13 protein-coding genes and 2 pseudogenes are annotated in these 14,148 nt (G+C 56.7%); 5 read left to right on the top strand and 10 right to left on the bottom strand.

Going from position 1 to position 14,148, the window contains the following annotated elements; genetic code table 11:
* From bglG to MKleb_RS18585, 7 genes are all read right to left on the bottom strand, one after another.
* Complete coding sequence (gene bglG / locus MKleb_RS18555) at window positions 1-834, bottom strand: transcriptional antiterminator BglG (protein ID WP_014230144.1); 834 nt, start codon at window positions 832-834, stop codon at window positions 1-3.
* 152 nt (window positions 835-986) lie between these two features.
* Window positions 987-1,925 carry a tRNA dihydrouridine(16) synthase DusC gene (dusC, locus tag MKleb_RS18560; protein WP_025106759.1) on the bottom strand — a complete coding sequence of 313 codons (939 nt, stop codon included), beginning with the start codon at window positions 1,923-1,925 and terminating at the stop codon, window positions 987-989.
* A 173-nt stretch (window positions 1,926-2,098) separates the two neighbouring features.
* A complete protein-coding gene (locus tag MKleb_RS18565; protein WP_217076058.1) occupies window positions 2,099-3,292 on the bottom strand; it encodes a 3-hydroxybenzoate 6-monooxygenase in 1,194 nt (397 codons plus the stop codon).
* A gap of 8 nt (window positions 3,293-3,300) precedes the next feature.
* Window positions 3,301-3,945, bottom strand: coding sequence for a maleylacetoacetate isomerase (gene maiA / locus MKleb_RS18570; protein ID WP_025106757.1), 645 nt, complete (start codon window positions 3,943-3,945; stop codon window positions 3,301-3,303).
* Between the two features lie 8 nt (window positions 3,946-3,953).
* On the bottom strand, window positions 3,954-4,652 hold the full coding sequence (locus MKleb_RS18575; protein WP_217076060.1) for a fumarylacetoacetate hydrolase family protein: 699 nt from the start codon (window positions 4,650-4,652) through the stop codon (window positions 3,954-3,956).
* A gap of 23 nt (window positions 4,653-4,675) precedes the next feature.
* On the bottom strand, window positions 4,676-5,713 hold the full coding sequence (gtdA, locus tag MKleb_RS18580) for a gentisate 1,2-dioxygenase (RefSeq protein ID WP_025106756.1): 1,038 nt from the start codon (window positions 5,711-5,713) through the stop codon (window positions 4,676-4,678).
* An 11-nt stretch (window positions 5,714-5,724) separates the two neighbouring features.
* Window positions 5,725-7,083 carry a 3-hydroxybenzoate transporter MhbT gene (locus MKleb_RS18585; RefSeq protein ID WP_025106755.1) on the bottom strand — a complete coding sequence of 453 codons (1,359 nt, stop codon included), beginning with the start codon at window positions 7,081-7,083 and terminating at the stop codon, window positions 5,725-5,727.
* Window positions 7,084-7,209: 126 nt separating this feature from the next.
* On the opposite strand from MKleb_RS18585, the gene MKleb_RS18590 reads away from it, so the two are divergent.
* From MKleb_RS18590 to sanA, 5 genes are all read left to right on the top strand, one after another.
* Window positions 7,210-8,127, top strand: coding sequence for a LysR family transcriptional regulator (locus tag MKleb_RS18590; RefSeq protein WP_217076061.1), 918 nt, complete (start codon window positions 7,210-7,212; stop codon window positions 8,125-8,127).
* Window positions 8,128-8,248: 121 nt separating this feature from the next.
* Window positions 8,249-8,647: a CidA/LrgA family protein gene (locus tag MKleb_RS18595; RefSeq protein ID WP_014230151.1), complete on the top strand. Its 399-nt coding sequence runs from the start codon at window positions 8,249-8,251 to the stop codon at window positions 8,645-8,647.
* On the top strand, window positions 8,644-9,339 hold the full coding sequence (locus MKleb_RS18600) for a CidB/LrgB family autolysis modulator (protein ID WP_025106754.1): 696 nt from the start codon (window positions 8,644-8,646) through the stop codon (window positions 9,337-9,339). Before MKleb_RS18595 ends, MKleb_RS18600 begins: the two co-directional genes overlap by 4 nt.
* 127 nt (window positions 9,340-9,466) lie before the next feature.
* Window positions 9,467-10,351 (top strand): cytidine deaminase, encoded by an 885-nt coding sequence (cdd, locus tag MKleb_RS18605; RefSeq protein WP_014839055.1) that lies wholly within the window; start codon window positions 9,467-9,469, stop codon window positions 10,349-10,351.
* Between the two features lie 124 nt (window positions 10,352-10,475).
* On the top strand, window positions 10,476-11,192 hold the full coding sequence (gene sanA / locus MKleb_RS18610; RefSeq protein WP_025106753.1) for an outer membrane permeability protein SanA: 717 nt from the start codon (window positions 10,476-10,478) through the stop codon (window positions 11,190-11,192).
* A gap of 191 nt (window positions 11,193-11,383) precedes the next feature.
* Here sanA and mglC read toward each other — a convergent pair whose 3' ends face one another.
* The 3 genes and pseudogenes from mglC to MKleb_RS18625 all read right to left on the bottom strand — a co-directional run.
* Window positions 11,384-12,394, bottom strand: a complete 1,011-nt coding sequence (gene mglC, locus MKleb_RS18615) for a galactose/methyl galactoside ABC transporter permease MglC (protein ID WP_004852662.1) — start codon at window positions 12,392-12,394, stop codon at window positions 11,384-11,386.
* A gap of 15 nt (window positions 12,395-12,409) precedes the next feature.
* Window positions 12,410-13,929 (bottom strand): annotated as a pseudogene (gene mglA / locus MKleb_RS18620) (galactose/methyl galactoside ABC transporter ATP-binding protein MglA).
* Window positions 13,930-14,048: 119 nt separating this feature from the next.
* Window positions 14,049-14,144 (bottom strand): annotated as a pseudogene (locus tag MKleb_RS18625) (hypothetical protein); the annotation flags it as partial.
* Window positions 14,145-14,148: the final 4 nt, after the last annotated feature.

Consider the following 14,148-nt stretch of genomic DNA (forward strand, 5'->3'; position numbering starts at 1 on the left):
TTAGCGTCCCTCTTTTCTCACCCGCTCAATATGAATGGCGAGAAACATAATTTCTTCCGTCGTCAGCGGCCGCTGGTAGCTCTTTTGCAGGTGCCGCGCGACGGTTTCCGCACACTTCCACGCTTTAGGGTAGTTATCCTTTACCGCGCTGTGCAGCGTCACATCATCATCTTCGACCACCGTTCGCGTCAGCATACGCTGGGCGAAAAACTTGAGATGGGTGACAAAGCGCTGGTAGCTCAGCGACTCTTCGTCGTAGTTCAGCGTCAGCTGATACTTCACCAGCTGCAGGATCTCCTGCATGACCCGGGTGACGTGCATCACTTCCGGCATTTCGCTGTTGAGCTGCGCCGTGACCAGATGCAGGGCGATAAAACCCGCTTCATCTTCGGCCAGTTCAACCCCGAGCCGTTTGGCGATAATCGCCCGCGCTTCCTGCCCTAACTCAAATTCCTTCGGATACAGCCGCTTTATTTCCCACAGCAGCACATTACGAATAGCGATGCCCTTCTTCTGCCGCTCAATCGCAAAGTGGCAGTGGTCGGTCAGGGTAATGTACAAACTATCCTGTAACTTACCGAGACGACCGCGCGCCAGATCGATGATCCGATCGCAGGTCGTCATCACTTCTAATGGTATCTGACTGAGTAATTCACCTAAACGGCCAACCAGTTCATCGCTCTGCAGCGCGAAGACCTTTTCAATTTTACTTTCATCAAGAGAGTCACCAACGCGTTTCTGAAAGGCAAGTCCTCGGCCCATGACCACCTGTTCGCGCTGCTGCTCATCAACAACCACCACTACATTATTATTAAGTACTTTGGCGATTTGCATATGAACCCCAAAAACAAAAAAACCTGACCCCGACGGATGCCAGGAAATCAGGTTTTGCCTGCCGGAGCAGTAACAATCGGTAGTGAGTATTTCACTGTCCGCCGGGTAATCTCAATGGGACAAGCTAAAAAATGTGATGCCGGTCAGATAGTTTAGCTACGCCAGTCGTTAATCGTGCGCGCTATGCTGGTTGAATCCTGTAGGGTGCGTACCGCGCTGAACAGGTCAGCCGCTTCCAGATACTCTTTACGCAAATAGCTCAGCCACTGTTTTATCCGCGCGACGTGATAAAGGCCGGTGTCGCCCTGCTTTTCCAGACGGGTGTATTTTTGCAGCAGTTCGACCACCTGCGGCCAGGGCATACGCGGTTCGTTATATTTTATCACCCGGCTCAGGTTTGGAACGTTCAGCGCGCCGCGGCCAATCATCACCGCATCGCAGCCGGTCGCGGCCAGGCAATCCTGGGCGCTTTGCCAGTCCCAGATTTCACCGTTGGCCACCACCGGGATAGTCAGGCGCTGACGGATTTCGCCGATAGCCTGCCAGTCAATGCGCTCCGCTTTATAGCCATCCTCTTTGGTGCGGCCGTGAACCACCAGCTCGCTGGCGCCCGCCTGCTGGACCGCATCGGCAATTTCAAACCGCCGCTCGCCGCTGTCCCAGCCAAGCCGAACTTTTACCGTGACCGGCAGATGGCCGGGAACCGCCTCGCGCATCGCTTTGGCGCCGCGATAGATAAGCTCGGGATCTTTGAGCAGCGTCGCCCCGCCGCCGCTGCCGTTCACCAGTTTTGACGGGCAGCCGCAGTTAAGGTCAACGCCCCAGGAACCGAGTTCGACCGCGCGAGCGGCGTTTTCCGCCAGCCACTGCGGATACTGCCCGAGCAGCTGTACGCGCACGCGGGTGCCGGACGGCGTCCGGCTGTTGTTATGCAGTTCCGGACACAGTCTGTAGAACGATTTTACCGGCAGGAGCTGATCCACCACGCGCAAGAATTCGGTGATGCAGAGATCGTAATCATTCACTTCGGTCAGCAGCTCGCGCACCAGCGAATCGAGCACGCCTTCCATCGGCGCCAGTAATACACGCATATTGTTTTTTCATTGCCCGGAAAAAAGAGGCGCTATGTTAGCGCCTCTGGATGCGGGTTGAAAGGGGCCAAGATCGGTTTTCCCGGCGGCGGCGCTGCTGCTTCCCGCCTTGCGCTGCGCTTAGCCGGGCTACAAGGTCACCTCTGTCTGCGCCCCGGGAAATGCACAACCGCTTAACGTGGTTCCAGGCAGTTATCCTCTTTCCAGCCGTACAGCCACTCGATGCCGCGATAAAACTCGCTCTGGGTCTTGCCTTTCCACAGCAGGTTGCGTACCTGGCGCTCAACGCCGGCGGCGTGATAGACCCGCCCCATTTCACGCGTCGACCAGACGATCCGCGCGGTACGCGGAATACGTACCGACTCATACAGCGCGAAAGCGCGGGCGGCGTCGCCGTCGCACTGCGCCAGGGCTTTACCCAGCGTCACCGCGTCTTCCAGCGCCATACAGGCCCCCTGGGCCATATAGTGCGCCACCGGGTGAGCGGCATCGCCAACCAGCGTGATGCGGTCGTTGCCCCATTTCTCTACCGGCTCGCGGTCGGCGGTGGACCAGCGCCGCCAGGAGGTCGGCTTATCCAGCATCTGCCGGGGACGCGGGTGAATGCCTTTAAAGTAGGAGAGCACCTCTTCTTTACTGCCGTCGCGCACGCCCCACTCTTCTTTCTCCCGGCTGTGGAAGGTCACCACCAGATTGTACTGCTTGCCGCCGCGCAGCGGATAATGCACCAGGTGGCAGTGCGGACCCGCCCACAGCACCGGCGCGTTAATGCGCAAATCGTCCGGCATATCGGCGGCGTCGACCACCGCGCGATAGACTACATGGCCGGTCACCCGCGGCGAATCGCCCAGCAGGCTCTGGCGTACCACCGACTTACCGCCGTCGCAGCCGATCAGGATATCCGCCGTCCAGCTGTTGCCTTTGTCATCGAAAACCGTCACGTCATCGGTGGTCTGGCGGATATCCACCACCTGGGTCGAGGTGCGATACTCCACGGCCGGATGGGTCAGCGCCGCTTCCCAAACGGTGGCGTGGATGTCTACCCGGTGGATCACCGCATACGGCCCGCCAAAATGGTCGCGGAACGCCTGTCCGGTCTCAATATGCACCACCTCTTCGCCGCTTACCGCATCCATCATGGTGATATGGTCGGTAAATACCGCCCGCTGGCGGGCGACTTCGCCGACGCCGAGGCTGTCCAGCGCCGAGAACGCGTTAGGGCCAAGCTGGATCCCGGCGCCGATTTCGCCGATTTCATGCGCCTTTTCCAGCAGCATCACTTTGATGCCCTGGCGCGCCAGAGAGAGCGCCGTGGCCGCTCCGCCAATACCGCCGCCGACAATAATTGCTCGCATCACTTTTGCCATGTTGCCTCCTAAGCCGGGATCTTATCTTGTTGGTTTTCCGGCGCGGCGGCGATAAACGCCGGTAGCCGGGTGCAGGCGTCATAGACCGCCTGGCAGCGCGGATAGTGGCTGAGATCGCAGCCCATTCTCAGCGCGTTGGCCCACTGCGGTACCAGACAGCAGTCTGCCAGGGTGGGCGCATCGCCCACGCAAAAAGCGCCGGATTTCGCGTGGCGCAATAGCTGCTCGACGGCGCTGAATCCCTGCTGGATCCAGTGTGCATACCAGCGCTTTTTCTCCTCTTCGCTTACCTTCAGTTCGTCGCTGAGGTAGCGTAAAACGCGCATGTTGTTTATTGGATGAATATCGCAGGCGATGGCGTAAACAATCTCCAGGACCCGCATCCGCGCGCTGTCCTCCTGGGGCAGCAGCAGCGGCTGCGGATAGTGCCGATCCAGCCAGTCGGCAATCGCCAGCGACTGGCCGAGAGATTCACCATCATCAGTAATCAACGTTGGCACCAGGCCAACCGGATTCAGCCGCCGGTACTCCAGCGCGTTCTGCTGACCGATGCGAATATTGACGCCCACGCTCTGGTAGTCGATGCCTTTCAGCGCCAGCGCGATGCGCACGCGGTAGGAGGCTGAGCTATTGAAAAAACTGTACAGCTTCATCATTCACCTCACACCACGCGCACGGCGATTGGCGTCAGTCCATCTACGTTGCCGGTGATGACATCGCCTTTCACCACCGCGCCGACGCCTTCCGGCGTGCCGGTGAAAATCAGATCGCCGGGCTGCAGCTCAAAGAAGCCGGAAAGATAGCTGATGGTCTCATTGACCGACCAGATCAGGTGGCGAATATCGCTGCGCTGATGATCTTCCCCGTTTACCTGCAGCCAAATTCCGGCCTGGTTCACGTCCGCCGTATCCGCTTTATGCAGCGGCGCAATCGGCGCGGAAAGGTCAAAAGCTTTGCCAATCTCCCACGGACGGCCCATCTGGCGCATCTCCATCTGGCGATCGCGGCGGGTCATATCCAGCCCCGTGGCATAGCCCCAGATATACTCATGGGCCTGCTCCAGCGGGATATCGCTTCCCCGCTTGCCAATCGCCACCACCAGTTCAATTTCGTAGTGATAGTTGTCGGTTTGCGTCGGATACGGTAACTCCAGCGTCTCTCCCGCAGCGACGGGCACCACCGCATCGGCTGGCTTACAGAAGAAAAACGGCGGTTCGCGATCCGGGTCAAAGTCCATTTCACGCGCGTGAGCGGCGTAGTTGCGGCCCACGCAGTAAACGCGGCGCACCGGGAACTGCTCATCGCTGCCGACAACCGGAACGCTAATCGGGGCCTGGGGTGCAAAAACGTATTGAGTCATGATGGATTCCTTATTCTTCATTTTTAATAACGCGCTTCGCGGAACAGGCCGAGCGCTTCCTGCACGGGACGGTCCGAAAAGCTGAATAACACGGTATCTTCGGCAGAGTTAAAAGAGACGGCGTGCCAGGTCGGCACCACGAAGATATCTTTTGCCTGGAAGGCGAAGGTCTGTTCGCCAATGGTGACCTGGCCGCTACCTTCCACCACGTGATAGATAGTGCTGTCGGTGGTTTTCGCCGCGCGTGAGGTAAACCCTTTCGGTAACAGCTGCAGGAAGGCGCCCATCGACGGCATCGGATAGCCGCCGGTAACCGGGTTAACGTAGCGCATTTTATAGCCGTCCCACTCGTCGGCATCGCCCATACGCGTCAGGTCGTGCAGCGCTTCGCGGCTGCGGTCGTAGCGATAGTTAAAGATGGGCGAAGAGTTACCGACCTGATGGCGCAGCGGCAGCATATTGGCGGCGTAGCGCGGCAGGTAGTCTCCCTCTTTGCGGGTCACCGGCTGCTGATCTTCCGGGTAATCCTCAGCAAAAGCGCAGCCCAGATAGTTCACCAGCGGCAGGTCGAGACCGTCGAGCCAGACCACCGGCTCATTGCCGGGGTTGCCGTGATCGTGCCAGCGCCACTGCGGCGTCAGAATAAAGTCACCGGCGCGCATGGCGGTGCGTTCGCCATCGACGGCGGTAAATGCCCCTTCACCTTCAACCACAAAGCGCAGCGCCGACTGGTTATGACGGTGGCTCGGCGCCACTTCGCCGGGCATAATCAGCTGTAATCCGGCGTACAGCGAGGAGGTAATCGATGACTGTCCGCGCAGCGCCGGGTTCTCCAGCACCAGCACGCGGCGTATCGCCTCTTTCGCGCCAATCAGCTCGCCGCTTTTCATCAGCAGCGGGCGAATCTCCTGATAATTCCAGTAGGCCGGGGCGCAGGTGGCATTCGGCGTTTTCGGCACCAGGTGGTGCAGGGATTCCCAGAGCGGCGTCAGGTTTTGTCCGGAAATATGCTGATAGTACTGCTGACGGTCTTTATTGATTTCCATTGAAGATTGAGTCATGAGCGTTCTCCTTATTTATTCACGATGCCAGCAGAAGGCAACGCGGCAGGTACAGATGTTGGGTTGCGGACGGCAAGCGTCAGCAGGACAAGCATCACGGCGCTAACGACGGCCGGTACTGCGATAACAAAAAACAGGGTGTCAAAAGAGAAATTCATCGCCATCATCACGCCGCCGGAGAGCGAGCCGACGATGGCGCCGCAGCGGCCGACCGCGTTTGACCAGCTCACCCCGGTCGCGCGGCTTTGGGTGGGATACAGCGTAGCGGTTAGCGCATTCAGCCCCACCTGCGAGCCGCTGATGCCAATCCCGGTGCCGAAAATCGCCAGCGCCATCAGCCACAGGCCGTTCTCGCTCAGGCCAATCATGACGATACAGACCGCCCCCAGGCCGTAGCTCAGCGCCAGCACCCGATAGGGATTGAAGCGATCCATCAGCACGCCGAGCAGCAGCGCGCCAAAGGTGCCGCCAATCTGGAAGGCGGCGGTGACCCACGAAGCGTGCTGTAAATCAATCCCGCGGTGGTTAAGCAGCGTCGGCATCCAGCTGGAGAGCAGATAGATAATCAGCAGGCTCATAAAGAACACCACCCATAGCATTAAGGTGATGGCCAGCTGGCGACCGGTGAACAGCTGGCTGATGCTGCCCTTCGCCCCTGCGGCAGGCTCATCAAGCCAGAAATGGGTATCGGTATAGCGTTCGCCGGTTATGGCACTAACGTTTTTGGCAATCACCGCCTGCGGGAGCTGGCGACGGATCTGCCAGCGCGGAGATTCGGGAAGCAGCGGTATCAGCGCCACCGCCAGCAGCAGCGGCAAAACGCCGCCCAGTACCAGAATACCGTGCCAGCCAATCAGCGGGACCAGCTGCGCGCTGACCACGCCGCCGAAGGCCGAGCCGAGGGTGAATCCACAAAACATCAGGGTCACCAGCGCCCCGCGCCGCCGGGCGGGCAGATATTCCGAGGTCATGGTAATGGTATTAGGCATCGCGCCGCCGAGGCCGAGACCGGTCAGAAAACGCAGGAACACCAGCATCTGTAGATCGGGGGCAAACGCGGAAAGCAGGCTGAACAGGCCGAACAGCGCGACGCAGAACTCAATCACCCGCTTACGGCCAAAGCGGTCGGAGAGCGGACCGCAGAGCAGCGCCCCGGCGGTCAGGCCCAGCAAGCCTGCGCCAAATAGCGGTGCGAGGTCACCGGCGGTTAATTGCCAGTGGCTGCGGATATCCGGCGCAATAAAACCAATCGCGGCGGTATCGAAGCCATCAAGCATCACCACCAGGAAACAGCAGATAATCACGCGCCACTGCCGGGCGCCGACCGGCGCAGCGTTGAGTAGTTTTTGTAGTTCAAGTCGTTGAGTCATGATTATGCCTCAGAGCAGGTAGGGGTAGATGTTGTATTTATTTCTTTTATGTTGCGAGTTTGTAACTGTGGCAATGAAATGTACAATGGTATTTCGGGCATAGACATAACCTGGAGGTTATCGCTGATGGCAGACTGGACGCAGAAACTGAAGCTGCACCATTTACAAATGCTGGTGGCGCTGGGGGAGCAAGGCAATCTCACGCAGGTGGCGAAAATGATGAACATTACTCAGCCCGCGCTCTCCAAATGGCTCAGCCAGTTTGAAGACGAAGTCGGCATGGTTTTGTTCGAACGCCACAGCAAAGGTCTGCGCCCGACCGAAGACGGAAAGCTGCTGCTTCAGCACGCCCAGCGGCTGATTAACGATATGTCGCGTTCGCAGTATGAAATCGAGCGTTTTAAACAGGGAGGACAGGTGGGCAGCCTGATGATCGGCTGTTCGCCGGTGGCGACCGACTGCGTCTCACAGGCGATCCTCGAACTGCTGAAAGAGATGCCGACCCTGCACCTGAATATCGAAGAGAAAGTGATGACGCCGCTGCTTAACGACCTGCTCGCCGGGGTGGTGGATGTCGTCGTCGGGCGCGTCGGCGGGCGGGCGCTGGAGCTGCCGCTGAGCTACCGGGTGCTCTACACCGAACCGGTCTGCTTTGTCGCCCGCCCCGATCACCCGCTGGCCCAGAAATCGCGATTAAGCTGGGCCGACCTCTCTCCGTGGCGCTGGATCGTCTGGCCCACCGGCACGCCAATTCGCCTGAGCATCGACAACGCGCTGGTGGATAACGGCGTGATGCTGCCGGAAAACACCATTGAGTCCGCCTCGATGAACGTCACCAGCAATCTGCTGCAGAGCAGCGATATGGTCTCGATTCTCTCACTGCGCCTGGCGCAGCGCTACGCGGCCCAGCACCAGCTGGCGATTCTTAATTTGCCGCGCATTGAACAAAAAGGTAGCGTTGGGGTGTTCTGGCGAAAAAGTGAAGCGCCGTCGCTGGCGCTGAGCCGATTTCTCCATTGCCTGTCCCTGCAATCTTCACTCTGACCGTCGCCCGGTCCGGTGTTCACGGTCTCTATCGCAGGTATGCGCAGAATTCATGATGTGATCGGTAGCACATTTTTGGCTTTAATTGTATGATGAATGCGGTTCATCAAGGGTTATTACCATGAGTAAATCACTGATTATTATCTGGCAGTATCTGCGCGCTTTCGTGCTCATCTACGCCTGCCTGTATGCGGGCATTTTTCTCTCTTCGCTCCTGCCGATCGCGATTCCCGGCAGCATTATTGGCATGTTGATTCTGTTTTTTCTGCTGGCGCTGCAAATCTTGCCTGCACAGTGGGTCAACCCCGGCTGCAACATCCTGATTCGCTATATGGCGCTGCTGTTTGTACCTATTGGCGTCGGCGTCATGCAGTACTGGGATTTACTGCGCGCGCAGTTTGGCCCGGTGGTGGTCTCCTGCGCGATAAGCACGCTGGTGGTCTTTTTAGTGGTCAGCTGGAGTTCACACCTGGTTCACGGTGAGCGCAAAGTGGTTGGGCAAAAAGGAAGTGAAAAATGATCCATGAAATCTGGTGGTCGCTGCCGTTAACCCTGGCCGTCTTTTTCCTTGCCCGCAGGCTGGCGGCGCGGTTTAAATTTCCGCTTCTCAACCCGCTGCTGGTCGCGATGGTGGTGCTGATACCTTTTCTGCTGATTACCGGCATCTCCTACGAGCGCTATTTCCAGGGCAGCAAAATTCTTAACGACCTGCTGCAGCCGGCGGTGGTGGCGTTGGCCTTTCCTTTGTATGAGCAGCTGCACCAAATCCGCGCCCGCTGGAAGTCAATCATCACCATCTGCTTTATCGGCAGCGTGGTGGCGATGGTCACCGGCACTACCGTTGCCCTGATGATGGGCGCAACCCCGCAGATTGCCGCCTCTATTTTGCCGAAATCGGTAACGACGCCGATCGCCATGGCGGTGAGCAGCAGCATTGGCGGGATCCCGGCGATCAGCGCGGTCTGCGTTATTTTCGTCGGCATTCTCGGCGCGGTCTTTGGCCACACCCTGCTGAATGTGATGCGCATCCGCACCAAGGCCTCGCGCGGGCTGTCGATGGGTACCGCATCCCACGCCCTGGGGACCGCCCGCTGCGCTGAGCTCGACTATCAGGAAGGGGCGTTCAGCTCGCTGGCGCTGGTGCTTTGCGGGATTATTACCTCGCTGGTCGCGCCGTTTTTGTTTCCGCTCATTTTAGCGGTGGTGGGTTAAATGTGATTTGAATCACATTTTTAAATGCAACACAGATTAGTTGCAATGACAATGAGATGTTTATCACATATACAGGTTGTAACCACCCGTACACTAGATTTCCATTACATTGTTATGAGGCAACGCCATGCACCCACGTTTTCAAGCTGTTCTTCCCCAACTGGCGGCGGACCTGCAAGCGGCCATCGCCCCGATGCTGGCCGACCCGCATTTCCCGGCCCTGCTGAATGCAGACCAGGTGGCAGCGCTGCAAAGCGCGACGGGGCTGGATGAAGACGCGCTGGCCTTTGCTTTGCTGCCGCTGGCGGCGGCCTGCGCGCGGGCCGATCTGTCGCATTTTAACGTCGGCGCGATTGCCCGCGGCATCAGCGGTACCTGGTACTTCGGCGGCAATATGGAATTTCTCGGCGCCACCATGCAGCAAACCGTGCACGCCGAACAAAGCGCCATCAGCCACGCCTGGCTGCGCGGCGAAAAATCCCTGCGGGCGATTACCGTGAACTACACCCCCTGCGGCCACTGTCGTCAGTTTATGAACGAATTGAACAGCGGCCTGTCGCTGCGCATCCACCTCCCCGGGCGCGAAGCGCATTCGCTGCAGCACTATTTGCCGGACGCTTTCGGCCCGAAAGATCTGGACATAAAAACCCTGCTGATGGATGAGCAGGACCACGGCTTCCCGCTCAGCGGCGACGCGCTGGCTCAGGCGGCGATTCAGGCGGCCAACCGTTGCCATATGCCTTACAGCAACTCACCATCCGGCGTTGCGCTGGAGCTGAAAGACGGTACTCTTTTCACCGGTAGCTATGCCGAAAATGCCGCCTTTAACCCGACGCTGCCCCCGCTGCAGGGTGCGCTGAATCTGCTGAGCCTCAACGGATACGATTACCCGGATATCCAGCGCGCGATCCTGGCCGAGAAGGCCGATGCGGCGCTTATCCAGTGGGACGCCACCGCGGCGACGCTGAAGGCGCTGGGCTGCCATAATATCGATCGCGTACTGTTAGGTTAGTCACATTCTGCGGGCCAGACGGCCCGCGCTGTTGAAAATCCCCGCAATTAAACGACGGTTTCTTGCGCTTGCCCGACGGGTAAAGTAGCCTGAAGCTTCCTTCGTCCACTATTGAGCCAGGTCCATGTTAAAGCGTGTGTTATACAGCCTGTTAGTCCTGTTCGGCTTGCTGCTGTTAACCGTGTTGGGACTCGACCGCTGGATGAGCTGGAAAACCTCTCCCTATATTTACGATGAGCTACAGGACCTGCCCTACCGCCAGGTCGGCGTCGTGCTCGGTACCGCCAAGTACTACCGTACCGGGGTTATCAACCAATATTATCGTTACCGGATTCAGGGCGCGCTGAACGCCTACAACAGCGGCAAGGTGAACTATCTGCTGCTCAGCGGCGATAACGCGCTGCAAAGCTATAACGAGCCGATGACCATGCGCCGCGATTTGATTAAAGCCGGCGTCGATCCGGCGGATATTGTGCTGGACTATGCGGGTTTCCGTACGCTCGATTCGATTGTCCGCACCCGTAAGGTCTTCGATACTAACGACTTTATTATTATTACCCAACGCTTCCACTGCGAGCGCGCGCTGTTTATTGCCCTGCATATGGGGATTCAGGCGCAGTGCTACGCGGTGCCGTCGCCGAAGGATATGTGGAGCGTTCGCCTGCGCGAGTTCGGCGCCCGCTTCGGCGCGCTGGCGGATCTCTATATTTTTAAACGCGAACCGCGCTTTTTAGGCCCGCTGATCCCGATTCCCGCGACGCAGGAAGTTCCAGACGGCGCACAGTCCTATCCGGCGGTCACGCCGCAGCAGCTGCTGGAGCTGCAGAAAAAAGAGAAGTAAAGCCTCCATAAAGTGAGCGTGATAACTGGCGTCTTATCGAGCGGGAATACTTTTCTGATTACGCGAGTGAGTATCGGGATACTGAGGATAGATACCCTGAATAATTCGAGTGGCAGGAAGGCGGCAAATTATCATCCAGAAAATGCAAAAGGCAGACGCCTGAACTGACGCCTGCCTTCATTCACTAATCGTTACTTCTTCCGCGCATACTTCAGCGAATCCAGCGCCACGGCGAAGATGATAATCGCCCCTTTGATGATGTACTGCCAGTACGGGTTCACGCCGATATAGGTCAGACCGTAGTTGATGACGGTGAAGATTATCACCCCGGTCACCACGCCAAATACGGTACCGACGCCGCCGCTGAACGATACGCCGCCGACCACGCAGGCGGCAATCGCATCCAGTTCATACATAAAGCCAAGGTTGTTGGTCGCCGAACCGATACGTCCGGCTTCCAGCAGCCCGCCGAACGCGTAGAACACGCCGGAGAGCGCATAAATCATCAGCAGGTTCAGGGCGACGTTGACCCCGGAGACCTTCGCCGCTTCCGGGTTACCGCCGATAGCAAAAATGTTTTTACCAAAGCGGGTCTTGTTCCACAGGATCCATACGAAGAACACGGCAATCAGCGCATAGAAGGTGATATACGACAGGCGGAATGAGCCCAGCGCGATAAACCCCTGGGCAAACTGCGAGAAGTGGCTATCGAAGCCGGAAATCGGCGACGCGCCAACAAAGTCGTAATACAGGGAGTTGATACCGTAAACGATGATCATCGTGCCGAGGGTGGTGATAAACGGCGTCACGTTCAGGTAAGCGATGATAATACCGTTGATAAGACCAATGACCGCGCCGATCGCACACACCAGCAGGATAACCAGCGGGATCGGCATCGTAGCCATCTCCGGGAACACCTTATTGGCATTGTCCACCGCCTGCAGCATCGTGGCGGCGATAACCGCCGCCAGGCCGACCTGGCGTCCGGCTGAAAGGTCGGTTCCCTGGGTGACAATAAGTCCGGCCACGCCGAGAGCGATAATAATACGCACCGAAGACTGGGTCAGAATATTACTTAAGTTCAGCAAACTTAAGAAAGTCGGATCCTGGAAAATAATAATGGCCAGCAATACTAAAAGAACCACGTAAATCCCACCTTCTTTCAAATAGGTGAGAAAACTCTTTTTATTTAACGCACTCATGAGGAGCCCCTGATCTTAAAGGTGCAACGACGCAAGACGGAGAATTTCGTTTTGCGTGGTGGTTTTAGTCTCAACAATTCCGGCAACAAGACCATTGCTCATTACCAGAATACGGTCAGTAATACCCAGCAGCTCCGGCATCTCGGAGGAAATAATAATGATTCCTTTGTCTTTTTTTGCCAGCTCGGCGATCAGCTGGTAAATTTCGAACTTCGCCCCAACGTCAATGCCGCGCGTGGGTTCATCGAGCATCAGAATTTCCGGCTGGGTCAATAGCCAGCGACCGATAATCACTTTTTGTTGGTTACCACCGGACAACGAACCAATTTGCGTGTGCTGCCCCGGGGTTTTCACGCGCATCGAATCAATCACCCATTGGGTATCGCTTTTCATGCGTGAATTATCCAGCAATCCGACCTTATTCTTGTATTTCTTAATATTGGAGATCAGCGAGTTAAAACCGATATCCAGGTAGGCATAAATTCCCGTCGAACGGCGCTCTTCGGTCACCAGCGCAAAGCCATGGTTGATGGCTTCATTGGCATTATGGTTATTAATCTTCTTACCGTGCAGCTTGATCGTCCCGCCGGCCTTCTCGCGAATACCAAATAACGTCTCCACGATATCGGTACGTTTCGCGCCAACCAGTCCGGCAATCCCCAGGATTTCGCCTTTGTGCAGATCGAAAGAGACATCGCGAATCGATGGCTGGCGCAGTGAGGTTAAATTGCGCACCTCAAGAATTACCTCACCCGGCTTATTCTCCTTGTTCGGGAAGCGCTGATTGAGGGAGCGGCCCACCATCATCGCGATGATCTTATCCATATCCAGCCCTTCCAGCGGCTGGGTGGCAATCCACTGGCCGTCGCGCAGGATGGTAATTTCATCGCACAGCTGGAAGATCTCTTCCATTTTGTGGGAAATATAGACTATGCCGCAGCCGCGCTCTTTCAGCTTGCGGATAATTTTAAACAGATGGTTGACCTCTTTTTCGGTTAACGAAGAAGTCGGCTCATCCATAATCACAATTTTGGCGTTATAGGAAAATCCTTCGCAATTTCAATCATCTGCATTTGCGATACCGATAGCGTTCCGACGCGAGCGCGCGGGTCGATATCAATATCCAGCTCATCGAAAATCGCTTTGGTATCACGATACATTTTGTCCTGATCGACAAACATGCCTTTGGTGGGATAACGCCCCAGCCACATGTTGTCCATTACCGAACGTTGCAATACCAGGTTTAATTCCTGATGAACCATTGAAATACCGTTTTCCAGGGCTTCTTTTGCCGAATGGAAATCGATCTCTTGTCCCTGAAAAAGAATACTGCCGGAATCTTTTTGATAGATTCCAAATAGGCATTTTAATAATGTAGATTTGCCCGCGCCGTTCTCCCCCATTAACGCGTGAATAGAGTGGGGACGAACCTTGAGGTTCACATTATCGAGAGCCTTGACGCCAGGAAACGATTTGTTGATGTTACTCATTTCCAACAAATATTCGCCTGACCGTTCGCTATTATTGCTGACCATAGTTATACCTGGCTGCGTGCGTGCATACCCCAGCCGACGCATTAACGACGAGCCGGGACGAGTTCTGTATCAGGAATAATCGGGCGTACAAGCGCGTACGCCCGCAGCTTATTAAGCGATTACTTACCGATAAATTCGCTCAGATTATCTTTATCAACGCCAACGTACGGTACGCGGACAATCTTATTATCAATTTTCCATTGAGTACCGGCAGCCGGT

Source organism: Klebsiella sp. PL-2018 (assembly GCF_019048985.1).
Taxonomy (GTDB): Bacteria; Pseudomonadota; Gammaproteobacteria; order Enterobacterales; family Enterobacteriaceae; genus Klebsiella; species Klebsiella michiganensis.

Bases quoted from the DNA above. Each gene is read 5' to 3' on its own strand.
- maiA (WP_025106757.1), bottom strand. From the start codon at position 3,945: ATGAAGCTGTACAGTTTTTTCAATAGCTCAGCCTCCTACCGCGTGCGC.
- sanA (WP_025106753.1), top strand. From the start codon at position 10,476: ATGTTAAAGCGTGTGTTATACAGCCTGTTAGTCCTGTTCGGCTTGCTG.
- bglG (WP_014230144.1), bottom strand. From the start codon at position 834: ATGCAAATCGCCAAAGTACTTAATAATAATGTAGTGGTGGTTGTTGAT.
- MKleb_RS18595 (WP_014230151.1), top strand. From the start codon at position 8,249: ATGAGTAAATCACTGATTATTATCTGGCAGTATCTGCGCGCTTTCGTG.
- MKleb_RS18575 (WP_217076060.1), bottom strand. From the start codon at position 4,652: ATGACTCAATACGTTTTTGCACCCCAGGCCCCGATTAGCGTTCCGGTT.
- MKleb_RS18585 (WP_025106755.1), bottom strand. From the start codon at position 7,083: ATGACTCAACGACTTGAACTACAAAAACTACTCAACGCTGCGCCGGTC.
- MKleb_RS18590 (WP_217076061.1), top strand. From the start codon at position 7,210: ATGGCAGACTGGACGCAGAAACTGAAGCTGCACCATTTACAAATGCTG.
- MKleb_RS18600 (WP_025106754.1), top strand. From the start codon at position 8,644: ATGATCCATGAAATCTGGTGGTCGCTGCCGTTAACCCTGGCCGTCTTT.
- MKleb_RS18565 (WP_217076058.1), bottom strand. From the start codon at position 3,292: ATGGCAAAAGTGATGCGAGCAATTATTGTCGGCGGCGGTATTGGCGGA.
- cdd (WP_014839055.1), top strand. From the start codon at position 9,467: ATGCACCCACGTTTTCAAGCTGTTCTTCCCCAACTGGCGGCGGACCTG.
- dusC (WP_025106759.1), bottom strand. From the start codon at position 1,925: ATGCGTGTATTACTGGCGCCGATGGAAGGCGTGCTCGATTCGCTGGTG.
- gtdA (WP_025106756.1), bottom strand. From the start codon at position 5,713: ATGACTCAATCTTCAATGGAAATCAATAAAGACCGTCAGCAGTACTAT.
- mglC (WP_004852662.1), bottom strand. From the start codon at position 12,394: ATGAGTGCGTTAAATAAAAAGAGTTTTCTCACCTATTTGAAAGAAGGT.